14 protein-coding genes are annotated in these 16,305 nt (G+C 64.2%); 1 reads left to right on the top strand and 13 read right to left on the bottom strand.

Annotated features, from left to right (window positions below; genetic code table 11):
• Window positions 1-119: 119 nt before the first annotated feature.
• From EN851_RS29445 to EN851_RS29385, 13 genes are all read right to left on the bottom strand, one after another.
• Entirely contained in the window at window positions 120-1,367 is a 1,248-nt protein-coding gene (locus EN851_RS29445) for an SfnB family sulfur acquisition oxidoreductase (protein WP_135930582.1), read from the bottom strand.
• A gap of 24 nt (window positions 1,368-1,391) precedes the next feature.
• Window positions 1,392-2,183, bottom strand: a complete 792-nt coding sequence (locus EN851_RS29440; RefSeq protein ID WP_135921625.1) for an ABC transporter ATP-binding protein — start codon at window positions 2,181-2,183, stop codon at window positions 1,392-1,394.
• A gap of 74 nt (window positions 2,184-2,257) precedes the next feature.
• Entirely contained in the window at window positions 2,258-3,595 is a 1,338-nt protein-coding gene (locus tag EN851_RS29435; RefSeq protein ID WP_135930581.1) for an ABC transporter substrate-binding protein, read from the bottom strand.
• A gap of 71 nt (window positions 3,596-3,666) precedes the next feature.
• Window positions 3,667-4,704 (bottom strand): branched-chain amino acid ABC transporter permease, encoded by a 1,038-nt coding sequence (locus tag EN851_RS29430; protein ID WP_127872965.1) that lies wholly within the window; start codon window positions 4,702-4,704, stop codon window positions 3,667-3,669.
• Between the two features lie 2 nt (window positions 4,705-4,706).
• Entirely contained in the window at window positions 4,707-5,606 is a 900-nt protein-coding gene (locus EN851_RS29425) for a branched-chain amino acid ABC transporter permease (protein WP_135930580.1), read from the bottom strand.
• Window positions 5,603-6,556, bottom strand: a complete 954-nt coding sequence (locus EN851_RS29420) for an ABC transporter ATP-binding protein (protein ID WP_135921626.1) — start codon at window positions 6,554-6,556, stop codon at window positions 5,603-5,605. The genes EN851_RS29425 and EN851_RS29420 overlap by 4 nt, the downstream gene beginning before the upstream one ends.
• A 117-nt stretch (window positions 6,557-6,673) precedes the next feature.
• Window positions 6,674-7,777, bottom strand: a complete 1,104-nt coding sequence (gene sfnG, locus EN851_RS29415) for a dimethylsulfone monooxygenase SfnG (protein ID WP_135921627.1) — start codon at window positions 7,775-7,777, stop codon at window positions 6,674-6,676.
• 168 nt (window positions 7,778-7,945) lie between these two features.
• Window positions 7,946-9,406 carry an FAD/NAD(P)-binding protein gene (locus tag EN851_RS29410; protein WP_135930579.1) on the bottom strand — a complete coding sequence of 487 codons (1,461 nt, stop codon included), beginning with the start codon at window positions 9,404-9,406 and terminating at the stop codon, window positions 7,946-7,948.
• Window positions 9,403-10,575, bottom strand: a complete 1,173-nt coding sequence (gene ssuD, locus EN851_RS29405) for an FMNH2-dependent alkanesulfonate monooxygenase (RefSeq protein ID WP_135930578.1) — start codon at window positions 10,573-10,575, stop codon at window positions 9,403-9,405. The genes EN851_RS29410 and ssuD overlap by 4 nt, the downstream gene beginning before the upstream one ends.
• A 248-nt stretch (window positions 10,576-10,823) precedes the next feature.
• A complete protein-coding gene (locus EN851_RS29400; protein WP_135862367.1) occupies window positions 10,824-11,759 on the bottom strand; it encodes a sugar ABC transporter substrate-binding protein in 936 nt (311 codons plus the stop codon).
• A 32-nt stretch (window positions 11,760-11,791) separates the two neighbouring features.
• Window positions 11,792-12,787 (bottom strand): ABC transporter permease, encoded by a 996-nt coding sequence (locus EN851_RS29395; RefSeq protein WP_135930577.1) that lies wholly within the window; start codon window positions 12,785-12,787, stop codon window positions 11,792-11,794.
• Entirely contained in the window at window positions 12,787-13,776 is a 990-nt protein-coding gene (locus EN851_RS29390) for an ABC transporter permease (RefSeq protein WP_189521954.1), read from the bottom strand. The genes EN851_RS29395 and EN851_RS29390 overlap by 1 nt, the downstream gene beginning before the upstream one ends.
• A complete protein-coding gene (locus EN851_RS29385; RefSeq protein WP_135930576.1) occupies window positions 13,773-15,275 on the bottom strand; it encodes a sugar ABC transporter ATP-binding protein in 1,503 nt (500 codons plus the stop codon). Before EN851_RS29385 ends, EN851_RS29390 begins: the two co-directional genes overlap by 4 nt.
• 331 nt (window positions 15,276-15,606) lie before the next feature.
• On the opposite strand from EN851_RS29385, the gene EN851_RS29380 reads away from it, so the two are divergent.
• Window positions 15,607-16,281 (top strand): GntR family transcriptional regulator, encoded by a 675-nt coding sequence (locus EN851_RS29380; protein ID WP_127278177.1) that lies wholly within the window; start codon window positions 15,607-15,609, stop codon window positions 16,279-16,281.
• The last annotated feature ends 24 nt before the right edge of the window (window positions 16,282-16,305 follow it).

Genomic DNA, 16,305 nt, shown 5'->3' with positions numbered 1-16,305 from the left:
TCGTAAATTGCGCGTAAGCTTTCCCCGCCATCGGCACCCCGAAGGGGGTAACCGGCAGGGCGAAATCACTTGGCGATGACCGTATCGACGATGGCGCGCGTCCGGCCGCCGGTGGGAAATCAGCTCCAGGCGTGCAGCGGCGGATTCTCGCCATTGAGGAAATATTTGCCGAGGATCGAATATTTCCAGCGCACCGGATCGTGCAGCGTGTGCGTCCGGGCGTTGCGCCAATGGCGGTCGAGATTGTGCTCGGCCAATGTCGAGCGCGTGCCGGCCAGTTCGAACAGCTTGTTCGTCGCCGCAATGGCGATCTCGGTCGACAGGATTTTTGCTTCCGCGGTGACGATCTGGGCGTGCGCCACCGTCTCGGCGGTCGGCTCGGCCACCGCCTTGTCGATCGCGTGGCCAGCCTTTTCGAGCAGCGCCTGCGCCGCGTGCAGGCGCAGCGTCAGGTCGCCGATCGCCTGGATCGTGTAGGGATCGTCCCAGGCATTGTCGACACCGCTGTCGATCCAGGCGCGGCTCCTGGTCCTGACGAAGTGGACCGTCTCGTCGATCGCCGCCTGGGCGATACCGGTATCCACCGCCACCTGGATGATTTGGAAGATGGCGCCGTCGGCGGTCGGCTTGTCGTAGCCCTTGTAGCCGGGCACCAGATGCGTCTTCGGCACCTTGACGTTGTCGATGATGACGGTGCCCGACAGCGTCGTGCGCTGGCCGAAGCTCGACCAGTCGTCGATGACCGTCAGGCCCGGCGCGCCGCGATCGGCGATAGCATACCAGGCACGGCCCTCGTCATCGAGCGCCACGATCGGCACCAGATGGGCGAGCAGCGCGCCAGAGGAATAGAATTTGCGGCCATTGACGACGACATGGTCGCCGGCATCGGTGAAGCGGGTTTCGAAATCGGCGGCGCGTTTGGAGCCGAACTCGGAAAAGGCGTTGCCGAACCGCGTGCCCTTCAGCGCCTCGGCGAAAAGCAGCTTCTGCTGCTCGATGTCGGAGACGGTGCGGATGGCGGCGACGACGCCGAGATGGTTCTGCGCGACCTGGCCGATCGAAGAATCGGCCGCCGAGATGATCTCGATCACCTTGGCCAGCGTTGCATAGGAGACTTCGGGGCCGCCGAACGCCCTGGGCACGTTGATCGACCAGAGGCCGCTTTGCGAAAAGGCATCGAGTTCGGCGACTGGCCAAATCCGCTCGCGGTCGCGCTTCGACGAATCCTTGACGAATTCGGCGGCCAGCGCGTGGGCGACGGCGATCGCCTCGGCATCATCCCTGATGATGTGTGCCGGCGCCGAGGGCCTTGCGACAGGCAGGACGGCGGCGGAAGCCTGGTCGGTCTTGACGGTCGAGACGGTCATTTCATTGCTCCTTCGAATTTCGGTTCAGGCAACGGCATGGAGATGGGAGGACTTGGCGGCGGGCGTCGGCTGCTGGCCGAGATAGAGCGCCCTGATATCCTCGCGCTGGCGGAGATCGGCGGCTGTGCCGGAGAGCACGGAGACGCCGTTTTCGAGCACGGTGGCGTGGTCGGCATAGCGAAGTGCTACCGCCGAGTTCTGCTCGGCGACCAGGATCGACAGGCCGGTCTCGCGGTTGAGTTTCCTCAACGTCTGGAAAATGTCCTGCACGATGAGCGGGGCGAGCCCCATCGACGGTTCGTCCAGCACGAGCAGGCGCGGCCGCGACATCAGCGCCCGGCCTATTGCCGTCATCTGCTGTTCGCCGCCAGAGGTCAGGCCCGACAAGGTCCGGCGCTTTTCCTTCAGACGTGGGAAAAAGGCATAGATCCGTTCGAGGTCGGCGCTGATCTCGGCGCGGCGGCCGCTGCGGCCGATGCCGCCGGCGACCAGATTGTCCTCGACGGTGAGGCTCTTGAAGCAGTGGCGGCCTTCCAGTACCGGCACCAGGCCGGCACGCACCAGATCGCCGGGCTTGCGGCGCGCGACATCCGAGCCCTCATAGCGGATGGTGCCGGCGTTGACCTGGCCCCGTTCGGCCGGCAGCAGGTTGGAGACGGCCTTCAGCGTGGTGGTCTTGCCCGCGCCATTGGCGCCGAGCAGCGCCAGGATCTCACCGCGCCTGATCTCGAAGCTGACGCCGTGCAGCGCCGTGATGGCGTGGTTGTAGGTGGCGTGGACCGCGTCGACAGCAAGGATGATTTCGGTGTCGGGCATGACTGTCTTCCGTACTTGTCGGAACCGAACCGGCCCGGCGCCGCGGAAGGCATCCGCGGCACCCGGCCTGTTGATCAGTTGGTGGTCACTGCGTTGGCATCGTCGGCGGTGCGTAGTTTGATGCCTTTCTCGGCCGCATAGGCCTCGGCTGATTTCTCGATGATCGGCCGCAGCAGCGCCCAGTCCGGCGCGATCCAGTCGGAGACGACGTTCCACTTCTTGCCGTCCCACTGCTGGAAGGTGACGTAGCCCTCGCCCTCATGGTTGTCCCAGCTGACATTGATCGAGTGGAACAGGTCCTTGGCGCCGAGCGCCTCGACCTTGGCCGGATCGAGCTTGAGATGCTCGAAACCCCAGCGGACCTCGTCGCCGGTCAGCGTGCGGTGGCCGAACTTCTCCTGGGCGACGCGGATCGCCTCGACGTTCAGGATGCCGTTGACGATGCCGAGATTGTGGTAGACCGAGCCGATGCGGGACTTGTCTTCGAGGTTGCCCTTGCCGGCGCCGTAGACGGTCTTCACGATTTCCTGCACCACGGGATAGGAATTGCCCGAAGCCTGGGTGGTGATGGCGGTGTAGCCCTTGGCGGCGTCGCCGGCGGGAATGACGTCCTCTTCCGAGTTCGACCAGACATTGCCGACGATGTGATCGACGGGGTAGCCGACCTTGACGGCGGTCTTCAGCGCCACCGGGTTCATGACGCCCCAGCCGCGCAGGACGACGAAATCAGGCTTGGCGCGGCGGATGGTCAGCCACTGCGACTGCTGCTCGTTGCCGGGATGCGGCACTTCGATCTGCTGCACGGCGAAGCCGTATTTCTGCGCCAGCAGTTCGTAGATCGGTATGGTCTCCTTGCCATAGGGCGAGCCGTGATAGAGCACGACGATCTTCTTGCCCTTGAGCTTGTCGATGCCGCCCTCCTTCGAGGCGATGTAGTTCACGATGCCCGACGTCTCGCTGTAGGGGTTGAGCAGCAGCGGGAAGACGTAGGGGAAAACACGCCCGTCGGTGGAATCGGTGCGGCCGTGGTTGACCGTTATCAGCGGCACCTTGTCGGCGGTGATGCGGTCGATCATGGCGTAGGCGATGCCGACCGAGAGCGGGTTCCAGGCGGCCGCGCCGGCATGGCTCTTCTGGCGCTCATAGCATTCGACGCCGCGCTCGACCTCATACTGGGTCTCGCATTCGTCCCAGGTCAGCTTGACGCCGTTGACGCCGCCGTCGCGGATGTTGATGAGGTTGAGATAGTCGATGAAGCCGCCGAAGAAGCCGGTGCCGCCGGCCGCATAAGGCCCGACGCGGTAGCTCTGCAGCGGGAAATATTGTTCGTCGGCATGGGCTGATGGCAAGGCCACCGACACGATCATCGCCGCGGACAAAGCCGCCGCCTTGAGTGTGCTGAGGAAGGTCATGGTTGGGGTACTCCCGGTATGGGCCGTCTTGGGTTCGGCCTCTGGTTCATTTTCAGGCGTGAATGCGGGGCTCAGGTCGACTGCCAGGCGAACAGGAGCCGTCTTCGGACCCTGTCCCACAGGGCCACCAGCCCATCGGGTTCCAGGATCAGAAACAGGATGATGAGGGCGCCGAGCACGATGCGCTGGCTCATGTCGAGCACGCCCGAGTCAAAGACGTCTCCAAGCAGGAAGCCGCCAAGGCGCGACAGGGCGAGCGGGAACACGACGATGAGGGCGGCACCGAAGAAGGCGCCACGGATCGAGGCCAGGCCGCCGATGATGATGATGAACAGGATCTGGAACGAGCGGTCGAGGTCGAAGCCATCAGGCTCGACTGTCCTGAGATAAGCGAAGGCCCAGATGACGCCGGCGACGCCGATGATGAAGGAGGAGATGGCGAAGGCCAGCAGCTTGGTCTTCAGCACCGGAATGCCGATGATGCGGGCGGCGATTTCATTGTCGCGGATGGCGATGAAGTTTCGTCCCGTCTGCGACGACACCAGCCGGTAGGCGAGGAAGGTGAGGATGCTGACGATGGTCAACGCGAAGAGATAGCGGCCGACGGCGCCGTCGAGCGCGAAGCCTCCTATCGAAAGCCTCGGCGCGTCGATGACGCCGGAGGCGGAGTTGTTCGAGAACCAGCTGAACTTGGTCAGCGCCCATTGCACGAAGAACTGAGCGGCAAGCGTCGAGACGGCGAGATAAAAGCCCTTCAACCGCAGGCTCGGCAGGCCGAAGACGATGCCGATCGAAGCGGCGACGATGCCGGCGAGAACGATACTGCCGATCAGCGGCAGGCCCTCGACGCGCAAGTTGAAATTATAGGCGGCGAAGGCGCCGGCCGCCATGAAGGCGGCGCTGCCCAGCGAGACCTGGCCGGCATAGCCTGTGAGGATGTTCAACCCCACACCGGCGAGACCGAGCGCCAGGAACGGCAGCAGTATGGCCTCGAACAAATAGCTCGATCCGATCAGCGGCACCACGCCATAGGCGAAGGCAAGCAACAGGACGGGCGCGATCCATTTCGGCAGCACCGGCGCGGAGAAGTCGGCTGCAATAGCGGCCATGGTCAGACCCTTTCCACGAGCTTCTGGCCGAACAGGCCGGAGGGACGGATCAAGAGGAAAACCAGCGCGACGACATAGGCGAACCAGCTCTCGATGCCGCCGCCGAAATAGTCGCCGATATAGACCTCGGCGAGCTTCTCACTGGCGCCGATCAGGAGCCCGCCGGCAATGGCGCCAAGGATGGAATCGAAGCCGCCCAGCACCAGCACCGGCAGCGCCTTGAGCACCACCAGCGACAGCGAGAACTGCACGCCGAGGCGGGCACCCCAGAGCAGCCCGGCGACCAGCGCGACGAGGCCGGCCGCCGCCCAGACGGTCGCCCAGATCAGCGGCAGCCTGAGGCCGACCGCGAGTGCGGCGAACTGGTCGTCGGCGACGGCGCGGAAGGCGAGGCCGATGCGGGTGTAGCGGAAGAACAGCGACAACACGACAACCATGCCGGCCGCGACCACCGCCGCGAAGATGTCGAACTGGCTGATCAGCACGCCGCCGATTTCCAGCGGCACGTCCTCGATGCCGAGATCGAGACCGTGGACCTGCGTACCCCAGATCAATTGGGAAGCGCCCTCGATGATGTAGGACAGGCCAAGCGTCGCCATGAACAGGGTAATCGGCGGCTTGTTGGTGAGCGGCCGGAGCACCGTGCGCTCGATGGCGATGCCGATCACCACCATGATGGCGAAGGTTGCCACCAATGCCAGTGCAAACGGAACACCGCGTTCGACAAGGCTGACGAAAGTCAGCGCGGCGAACAGCAGCATCGCGCCTTGGGCGAAGTTGAGCACGCCCGAGGTCTTGTAGATCAGCACGAAGCCGATCGCGACCAGCGAGTACATGACACCGGACAGCAGGCCGCCGACGAGCACTTCGATGAAGAACTGGTAGTCGAAATCGGCGATCATATGCCCGCCCTTCCTTCATCACAGGAGAGGGCCTCATTGTCGGAGGCGATGCCGAGATAGGCATCGATGACGCGCTGGTCGTTGCGGACCTCTTCGGGGGTGCCGTCAGCGATCTTGCGGCCATAGTCCAGAACGGCGATGCGGTCGGACAGGCCCATGACGACGCCGACATCATGCTCGATCAGGACGACCGTGGTGGCAAAGCGGTCGCGCGCGGCGCGGACGAAATCAGCCATTTCGCTTTTCTCACTCGCTGTCATGCCGGCCATCGGTTCGTCGAGGAGCAGCAGGCGCGGTTCCGCCACCAGCGCCCGGGCGAGTTCGACCCGTTTCTGCAATCCATAGGGCAGCGTGCCGGCAAGACGATCGCGAACGGCGGCGAGGTCGAGAAATTCCAGGATCTGGGCGGAGCGGCTCAAGGCGTCGCGCCGCTCGCCGCGCGAGCGGCCGATGCCGAGCACCTGGCCGGCGAAGTTGGAACGGACCTTGTAGGCGAGACCGGAGGCAACATTGTCGAGGACGGTGAGCCCCTTGAACAGAGCGAGGTTCTGGAAGGTCCTGGCGACGCCCAAATGCGCCAGCCGCTGCGTCGGCACCTGGGTATAGCCGACGCCGGCGAGCCGGACCTGGCCACGATCTGGGCGGTAGACGCCGCTAATGACGTTGATCAGCGAGCTCTTGCCGGCGCCGTTCGGGCCGATGATGGCGCGGATTTCACCTGATCGAACCGATAGGTCGATATCGGCCAGCGCGACGACACCGCCGAACGACAGGGCGATGCCCTGAAGCGACAGCAGCGGAGCAGTTGCATTGGCAGTAGATCCGGCCGCCCCAGCGTCGCCTTCGGACAACTGTGCAGGCTGGAGCACGGAGGGCAGGCCGCGCGCAAAGACTTCCGGCGCGTAGACCGAGGCTTCCATCGCTCCTAAGGCATAGCTGGGCAACGGCATTCCAATCGTCCTCGATTTCGCCCGCAGGCGCACGAATTCTCGATGCCGCCCGAAAGATCGAGCGCGCTTGAAAACCTGTGCTGGCCGGGCTGCCCGGCCAGCCTTTGGGGGAGATGACTATTCCGCTGCCAGCGACGCTGCCTGTTCGGCGTTTTCCAACTCGCGAACGAGCGGAATGACGTGGTTGCCGAAATACTCGACCTCCTCCTGGAAGTGCAGGAAGCCGAGCAGGATGAGATCGGCGCCGGCGCGCTTCAGGTCGACGATGCGCTCGGCGACCTGCCTCGGCGTGCCGATCAGGTTCGAACGAAAACCGTCATTGTACTGGACCAGATCGTCGAAGGAGGATTTTGCCCAGTTGCCCTCGCCTTCCGGCGAGGCCTTGCCGGCATTCTTGACCTCGTGGCCGAAGGCGTTGACAGCCTCGGGGTTAGCCTTGGCGATAATTTCGGCGAGCACCGCCTTGGCCTCGTCCTCGGTCTCGCGGACGATGGCGAAGGCGTTGACGCCGACCTTGACGGAATGATTGCTGGCCTGTGCCTTGGTCTTGAGATCATCGACCTGCTTGGCGATTTCGGCCGGCGAGTTGCCGTTGGTGAAGTACCAGTCCGAAACACGCGATGCCATGTCGCGGGCGGCGCGCGAGGAACCGCCCTGGAAGATTTCGGGCAGCGGCTGCGGCGGCTTCGGCTTCAGGGAGTATTCGTTGAAGCGGTAGAAATCACCCCGGAAGGTGAAGCTGTCCTGCGTCCATATTCCGCGCAGCGCGCGGATGAATTCCTCCGAGCGGCGATAGCGCTCGTCATGGTCGAGCCAGTGTTCGCCGATGGCGTGGAATTCGCCACGGAACCAGCCGGAGACGAGATTGATGGCGACACGGCCATTGGTCAGATAGCTGATGGTGGCAATCTGCTTGGCCGCCAGCGCCGGGTTCCAGGGGCCAGGCAGGATCGCGGCGATGACTTTCAGCGTGGTGGTGGCCGCCAGCAGATCATGGCTGAACGCGACCGATTCATGCTGCTCGTCGGCACCGTAGCCGGCGGTGAAACGGATCTGGCTCAGCGCGTAGTCGAAGCCCGCCTTTTCGGCGATCTGGGCCAGCTTGCGGTTGTACTCGGCCGAATGGTTGGTGCGCTGCTCGATGTTGGAAATCACCAGGCCGCCCGAAACATTGGGCACCCAATAGGCGAATTTGACCGCGTCGGTTCCTGCATGTGCCATGAACTGTCTCCCATTCCAGGCCGTGTCGTTGATCGGTCCGGCGCGTAGCCGGGTTTCTTCAATATTTATTATGTTTATGGAATTTATATACAAAGAAGGATTTTCCGTTTTTGAACCCTTTGCGGGACGGAAATACCAATTTTCTCCGGCCGGGGCGGCTTGCGCTTGTCAGCGCGCGACCGCAACGCTCCCGGCATTGGCGCCAACCGGTTCGGCTGAGGGGAGCGTGTCGAACAACCCAGCGATTTCGGCCGCGACCCTTTGGGCATGACGAGCGACCTCCGGCAGGCCCATGAGTTCGCCAAACGTGCCCCGCGCCAACGGACCGGCGACGAAAAGCCCGGCAACCGGCTTGGCATCGCTGCCGATCGCAAGGCTATCGAGGCTGGTCTCGATACCGAGCCCGTATGTGTCGGCCCTGATCAGCCCGGTCTCAGTCAGCGAAAGCAGCGCCGGGTTTGACTGGAGCGCCTGGCCATGAGCCGGCCCTGTCGTGTTGATGACGGCATCGAAGCGTGCCGTCTCGATCCGCGTCTGTCCGCGCCGTTGGAAGCTGACCGCGAGGCTCTCGCCCTCGTCGTTCGACGCGACAAGCCTGGCGGCGATGGTGTCGAACGCGCCGTCCGTCTGGCGGCGGTCGAGCACGGCGGCGACCTGGGGGGCGATCCTGAAGCGATGCACGTCCCAGAACACGCGCAGCTGGCGGACCAGCCTTGCACGCTCCGGCGGAGAAAGGGCCGCCCACAGCGCCGGCCCCTGCAGGCGCAGCTGGTCGAAGACCGACTGCCAGTTGACCCTGGCGGCCTGCGCCGCCGCCAGTGTGCCGCGAATGTTCTTCAGCAGGCCGAGCGCCGATGTGGCCGGTGCCGACGCAAAGTCGCCGAAAGGCTCATGTCTGATATCCGGGTGGCCGCGCGAGCGCAGGCCGCGGCGCGACAGTGCCAGGATGCGGCCGCGATGGCCGCGGCGATCAAGTTCGGCCACCATGTCGGCCGAGGTCAGCCCGGAGCCGACGATCAGGACCCACGCCTCCGGGCCGATCCCGGCAAGTGCCGACGGTGCATAGGGATCGGCGATGAAGCCGGGGGCTTCAGCCAAGGAGGCAAGTGGAGTTGGGATCGCCGGCAGAGGATGCGTCGCGGCAAGCACGACGATGTCCGCCGCGACAGGTCCGGCGGAGGTCTGCACGGTCCAGGCCGCGCCATTGGCTTCTCGTATTACCTGCGTAGCCTGAGCTTCGACATGGCGGACAGCACCGGAGTCGAGCCAGGGTGCAAGGTGCTCGGCGACATAGCGGCCGAACACACGCCGGCGCGGAAACACATCGCCGTTCTTCCACAAGGCATCCGGGTCCCGTTCGATTTCGCCACTGCCGGCCAACCAGCGCGCAAAATGCTGCGGGTCTTCAGGAGCCATGCTCATGCGGATGGCCGGGACGTTGACGCGGTGGGATGGTTCTTCGCTGGAATAGGCAAGGCCGCCGCCAAGCGCGGAACGCGGCTCGATCACCGAGATCCACAGGCGCTCCGGCCGATTTGTCCGCGCAAGGTGCCAGGCCACGGCGGCACCGGAAAAACCGCCGCCGATGATGGCGATGCGCAATCGGCGGGCCGGAGGCAGCGCGTTCACGAGGCGCTGGCGAGCGACTTCGGCCGATGGTCGCCGGCGATGGTCTCGCCGAACGGTCCGGTGTTGACCGAAGAGCTGGCGGCCTTGACCGGATGATCGGTCGGCAGTTTCGGCAGCACCAGTTCGCCAAAACGGTAGGCTTCCTCCAGATGCGGGTAGCCGGACAGGATGAAGGTATCGATGCCGAGGCGCCGGTATTCGTCGATGCGCTCGGCGACCGTGTCCGGGTCGCCGACCAGTGCGGTTCCGGCGCCGCCGCGCACCAAGCCGACGCCGGCCCACAGATTGGGCGCGATCTCGAGCTTGTCGCGGCGGCCGCCATGCAGCGCGCTCATGCGCGCCTGGCCGACCGAATCCATGCGGGCAAAAACCTTCTGCGCCGAGGCGATGGTCGCGTCGTCGAGCCGGCTGATCAGGCGGCCGGCGGCGGCCCAGGCCTGTTCGGTCGTCTCGCGGGCGATGACATGCAGGCGAATGCCAAAGGAAAGTTTGCGGCCGGCCTTTTCGGCCAACTCGCGCACGGCGTCGAGCTTGCGTTCGACATCGGCCGGGGGTTCCCCCCAGGTCAGATATTTATCGATTTCCTGCGCCGCCACTTGCGATCCGGCGTCCGACGAGCCACCGAAATAGAGCGGCGGATACGGCGTCTGCACTGGCGGGAACAGCAGGCGACCGTCCTCGATGCGGAAATGCTTGCCCTGGTGCTCGACCGTCTCGCCGCTCAGCACGCGCTTGTAGATGTGGAGGAATTCCTGCGTCACCTCGTAGCGCTCGGCATGCGAGAGAAAAATGCCGTCGCCCTTGTTCTCCAGCGGATCGCCGCCGGTGACGACGTTGATCAGCAGGCGGCCGTTGGAGATGCGGTCGAGCGTGGCGGTCATGCGCGCGGCAAGCGTTGGGGACTGCAGGCCGGGCCGCACGGCTACGAGGAAACGCAGCTGCTCGGTCAGCGGCGCCAACGCCGAGGCAATCACCCAGGAATCCTCGCAGGCCCGGCCGGTCGGCAACAGCACGCCGTAATAGCCCAGCGTGTCGGCCGCTTTCGCCACTTGCGTCAGATAGGGCAGGTCAACAGCCCTGCCGCCTTCGGTCGTGCCGAGATAGCGGCTGTCGCCATGTGTCGGCAGGAACCAGAGCACCTTGATGCGGTCGGCGACATCGCGGCTCATGACCTGCCTCCCGCTGGATGGCGGCGGTGACGGCCTAGGTCTGGGGCGGTTGAAGGCAGGCGCAAAAGGTCGGGCATGGCGTGGTCCTGTCCGGGAAACAGATCGCCGATGCAGATTGCTTATTCTATAAATTCTGTAGAGTTAGTTTATTCCAAATCCTCCGCCGCAATTAGAAATTCTTCCTCATGCTGCGCCGTCCGCAACGAGCGGAGAGGCCGGCCCACTATGCAGGGCCGGCCTTGGCCTTGTCAGAACGCCGGTTCCACCGCGTTGACATTGTCCTTGGTGACGACGGTCAGCGGGATCGGCAGCCGGTCCTTGACCTCCTTGCCGTCGATGATCTCGGCCATGGTGTCGATCGCCAGGCGGCCGTCCTCGACCGGCGACTGCACGATGGTCGAATACATTTCGTTGGTGCGGATCGATTCGAACGCGTCCTTCTGGCCGTTGATGCCGACGATCGGCGGCGCCGCCTTGGAGGGATTGGCCTCCTTCCAGGCGTCGATGAAGCCGCGTGCCATGGTATCGTCATTTGCATAGACGCCGCTGATCTGATCACCGAAGCGGGTGATGAGGTCGCGGCTCACGACAAGCGCCTTCTGCTGGTCGAAATCGGCATTGACGGTGTCGAGCACCTTGATGTCGGCGCTGGTTTCCTTGAGGCGGTCGGTGAAGCCGCTGACACGGCCGATCGTCGTGCCGTTGCCGGCCTGGCCGGCGATGATCACGACAGAGCCCTTGCCGCCGAGCGCCTTGCTCAGCGAATCCGCCGCCAGCTTGCCTTCCTCGTAGACGTCAGGTCCGGTGAAGGACTTGATGAACGGCTTGGCGTCGTCGCTCATCGGCGAATTGATGAGGATCGCCGGGATGTTGGCCTGCTGCGCGCGGGCCAGGCCAGGGATGTAGGCCTGCGGGTCGAGCGGCCACAGGATGATGCCGTCAACCTTGCGCGCCACGCAGGTGTTGAGCTGCTCGGTGCCCTTCTGGACGTCGAAGTCCTGACTCAGGCTGAGAATCTCGACGCCGAGTTCCTTGGCACGGGCCTCGAGCGCCTTGTTGGCCGGCGTCGCATAGGCGTGCGAATCCGCCGCCGTCACATAGCAGACCGTCTTGGCATTGGCCCAGCCTGTCGACGCCAGCAACGCCACGGCGGCGATCTGGAGCATGCTTCTCTTGCCAATCATATCTTTCCTCCCAATCATGCTTTTCCTCCCAATCATGCTTTTCCTCCTTGAGTGATTGGATTGTCGCGAACGAGCGCGGGGCGTGTGCCCTGAGCCCTCCCCGTGGTGGTAACGGCCCGATCGAGCATGACGAGCAGGATCAGGATGAGCCCCGATACGACCTGCTGGACGTATGCGGGAAAGGACTGGAACTCCATCGCGATGGTCAGCGAGCCGATCGTCAGCACGCCGCCAAGCGTGCCGAGCGCGGATCCCCTGCCGCCTTCGAGGCGGGTACCGCCGACAACGACCGCGGCGATGACGGCAACCGTCAGTTCCGAGCCGAAGACGGGCGACCCGGTGTTGGTGACGAGGCTCTGGAGAACCCCGGCGAAGCCAGCAAGCGTGCCGGCAAAGACAAAGCCGAGAAAGACGATGCGGTCCGATGCGATGCCGCTCTCCTTGGCGGCCGCCGGATTGGAGCCGACGGCAAAGACATTGCGGCCCGGAATGGTGCGCGTCAGCCAGAAATGCAGCAGTACGATCAGGATGATGAACAGTGCGCTGCGAATGGTGAAGACATCGAGGTAGATCTTGGCCAGAGCCAGCGAAAGCATGATGTCAGTGCCCGACACCGGCTGGCTGTTGGTGATCCAGTGCGCCAGCGAGCGGAAGATCAGCATCGTGGCCAGTGTCAGGACGAGCGAATTCACCTTCAGCCCGACGACCAGGGCGCCGTTGATGGCGCCCGCCAGCGTGCCGGCAAGGATGGCGACGATCGCGGCGGGCAGGATGCCGATCTCTCGCTGCAGGATGACGGATACGATCCCGGCCAGCGCGAACACCGCGCCACCGGATAGGTCGATCTGGCCCGATATCAGAAGCACGGTAAGCCCAATGGCGATCAGGCCGATCGTGGCCGCCCTGTCGAGGCCGAGGCTGAGCGTCGAAGCCGACAGATAACCCGGAACGAGCAGCGCGGAAGCGACCAGGGTAAGGCCGAGGATGATCACGACCCGGTATCGCGAGGCGAGGACGAGAAGACGCATCAAGCCACTCCCCGCTTGCGCAACGCGGCATCCATGCCGACAGCCCCGACAATCAGGATGCCGAGCACGAAACCCTGGATCGGCGTGCGCACGCCGTCGAGCACCATGACGTTGGTCAGAAGCTGCACGAAGATCAGCCCGGCGATCGCCCGCGGCACGGAGCCGAAGCCGCCGATGATCGAGACGCCGCCGACCACCACCGCGGTGATGGCGCTGAATTCATAGCCGGCGCCGATGAGCGGTCGTGCGCTTTGCAAGGTCAGGCCGAGCAGCCCGCCTGAAATGCCAGAGGCGAGTGCCGTGATCACAAAGGCGCCGGCCTTCACGGCCTGCACGGGGACGGCACTTGCCTCGGCGGCGCTGTAATTGCCGCCGGTGGCGAGCGTCCATCGGCCCCAGAAGGAGCGCGACAGGACGAAATGGCCGATGAGGGCAATGACCAGGAAGATCAGCACCACGACCGGAATGCCGAACAGGCGGCCCTTGGCGAATTCGGCCGAGGCGGGATTGCTGCCATAGACGATGACGCCGCCAACGGCAGCCTGGACGATGCCCAGCCCGATGGTGCCGATGCCGAGTGTGGCGATGATGGGGTTGATGCCGACATAGCCGACCAGCACGCCGTTGAGCAGGCCGATCAGACCGGCGAGGCCGACCGCAAGGACAAAGGCGGGCAGAGGCCCGATCATCGGCTGCAGGCCGAGCGACAGGATGGCGCCGCAGGCTATCGTGGCCGGCACCGACAGGTCAGCCAGGCCACCGACCACCAGCACGAAGGTCATGCCAATGACGACGATGCCGACGATGGACATCGACGTCAGTACATTGAGCAAATTGCCTGACGTGAAAAAAGCGGGACTGACAGAGGAGCCGTAGAGCATGACGGCCAGGATGGCGAAAGCGAGGCCCGCCTTAGACAGGGCATCGACAAGCTTGCTGCCGCGCGTAAAACGGTCGGGGGTGACGATCTTCACGGCCGCGTCGGTCACGCCACTTCCTCCCCGGTCGCCAGGGCCATGATGCGCTCCTCGCTGAGTTCGGCGCGCTCCAGCGGCTCGCAGGCATGTCCGTCGCGCATGACCACTACACGGTCGCAGACGCCCAGGATCTCGGGCAGTTCGGACGAGATCATCACCACCGCCATGCCGCTTGCGACGAGCTGGCCGATGATGTTGTGGATCTCGGCCTTGGCGCCGACGTCGACGCCGCGCGTCGGCTCGTCGAGGATCAGCGCCGACGGCCTGGCGGCAAGCCATTTGGCGATGACCGCCTTCTGCTGATTGCCGCCGGAAAGGAGATTGATGCGCCGTTCGCCATCGGGCGGCGAAATCGAAAACTGCTTCACGTAGTCCGCCGCCAATGCCCGGTCGGCACTTCGCCTGATGCGCCCGAAACGGCTCAGGCGCCGCAGGATGGGCAGGCTGATGTTCTCCCGGATCGACATGCCAGGCACGATGCCATCGCCCTTGCGGTCCTCCGGAACGTACGCAATCCCGGCCTTAACGGCCTGCGATGGGGAATTGATCGAGACCTCGCGGCCGTTGACGCTGACCGTGCCCTCGACGAGGCGCGACAGGCCGAAGATTGCGCGCGCAACCTCGGTGCGGCCGGCACCGACCAGGCCGGTCAGGCCCAGTATCTCGCCGGCTCGCACCTCGAAGCTGACATTGCGGAAGCGCGTGCCGTCGCTGATGCGCTCGACGCGCAGCACCGACTTGCCGATCTCGGCCTGGCTTTTGGGAAAGACGTTGCTGACCTCGCGGCCGACCATCAGGCTGATCATCTGCGCGGCGGTGATGCCTTCGATCGGGCGCGTCTCGATCATGGAGCCGTCGCGCAGCACGGTCACCTCGTCGGCGATCTCGAGCACGTCCTTCAAGCGATGACTGATGTAGATGATGGCGATGCCGTCATCGCGCATCTTGCGCAGGATCCTGAACAGCGCTGTTGTTTCATGCTCGCTGAGGCTCGATGTCGGCTCATCCAGCACGATGATCCGGGGTTGCGCGGCATAGGCCTTGGCGATCTCGACGAGCTGCTGCTGGCTGATCGACAGATTGCCCAACCGCTCGCGCGGATTGATGGCCGCTCCGAGTTCGGCAAGGACGGCGCCGGCCTTCCTGACCATCTCGCCCTTGCGCAGAAAGGTCCATTTGCCGGGCATGCGGCCGAGATAGACGTTTTCCGCGACAGTCAGGTCCGGCACCAGATTGATTTCCTGGTGCACCATGCGGATGCCGAGAGCCTGGGCGTCGGCGGGACGGCGCATGCGCACCTCGGCGCCACCGACCTTGATGGTGCCGCTGGTCGGCGCGTAGGAGCCGTTGAGCACTTTCATCAGCGTCGATTTGCCGGCGCCGTTCTCGCCCACGACCGCATGCACGGTGCCGAACCTGACGGCAAAATTGACGTTTGACAGAGCCTTCACGCCCGGAAACGTCTTGCTGATGCCTCTCATGTCCAAGGCGCAGTCGGCGGCGACAGTCATGTCTGGCTAGGTTCCTCCCGGCAGGCCGGCCCGTTGTCCCTGGCATCGAGCTGTTGTGTTATTTTAGTATAATTTCCATTTTAGAGCGCGAACCAATGCGGCCAGAAGGCATGCCTCTCGGCGTGCAGCTTGGTTCAGGCCTTCACTTCGCGGTGAAATTCATCACTATCGAGGATCTATTGCACTAATATAACAGTTCTGGCAAGCTGGATTCCGATGACCTGCGCGACCATCCCATTGTCGATAGAGACCACCCCTCGCATCGGGTGCATTCCGATTTACATTCTAATATAATCTGATCATTTCCGGTGAACGAAGCTACGGATTTGCCATGGACCTTGACCCTTCGACCCTCAATCGGGCTCTGCCGCTCCGCGATCAGATCTATCACAAGATCCGCAACCTGATCGTCGTCGGGCAGATGAAGCCGGGGGAAGTGATCAACGAGGTGGCGATCGCCGAAGCGCTCGGCGTCTCGCGCACGCCGGTGCGGGAAGCCGTCAAGCGCATCAGCGACGAAGGCCTGGTGAAGATCCTGGCGCAGACCGGCACCTATGTCGCGCCGATCAGTCGTGCCGATCTGGAAGAAGCCTATGTCATCCGGCGGGCACTGGAGATGGAGAGCGCACGGCGCGCGGCCGTCAAGCTCACACCGGCGTCGGCGGAACTGCTGGAGGACAATATGGCGGCACATCGGCTTGCCATATCGCGCGGCCGATACGCCACCGCGATCCAGCTCGACGACGTCTTTCATCGCACCATTGCCGAGATTTGCGGCCTGCCGATGATTTGGCGCGCCGTCGATATTTCCAAGGCGCAGATGGATCGCGGCCGCTACCTCGCCATTCCAAAGCCCGGCTACGGCGAACAGACGATCGAGCAGCACGAAGCCATCCTCGACGCGCTGAAGCGTCACGATGCCGAAGGCGCCGCGCGGGCGATGGAGCACCACCTCGAAACGTCCTTCCGCAACACGCTCGAAGTCGCCGCCGAGCTTCTCGGCTGAAGCCGGACGGCACCGCAACCGGGA

It is taken from the genome of Mesorhizobium sp. M8A.F.Ca.ET.208.01.1.1 (assembly GCF_004791315.1).
Classification (GTDB): Bacteria; Pseudomonadota; Alphaproteobacteria; order Rhizobiales; family Rhizobiaceae; genus Mesorhizobium.
This window is presented reverse-complemented; position numbering and strand designations above follow the sequence as displayed.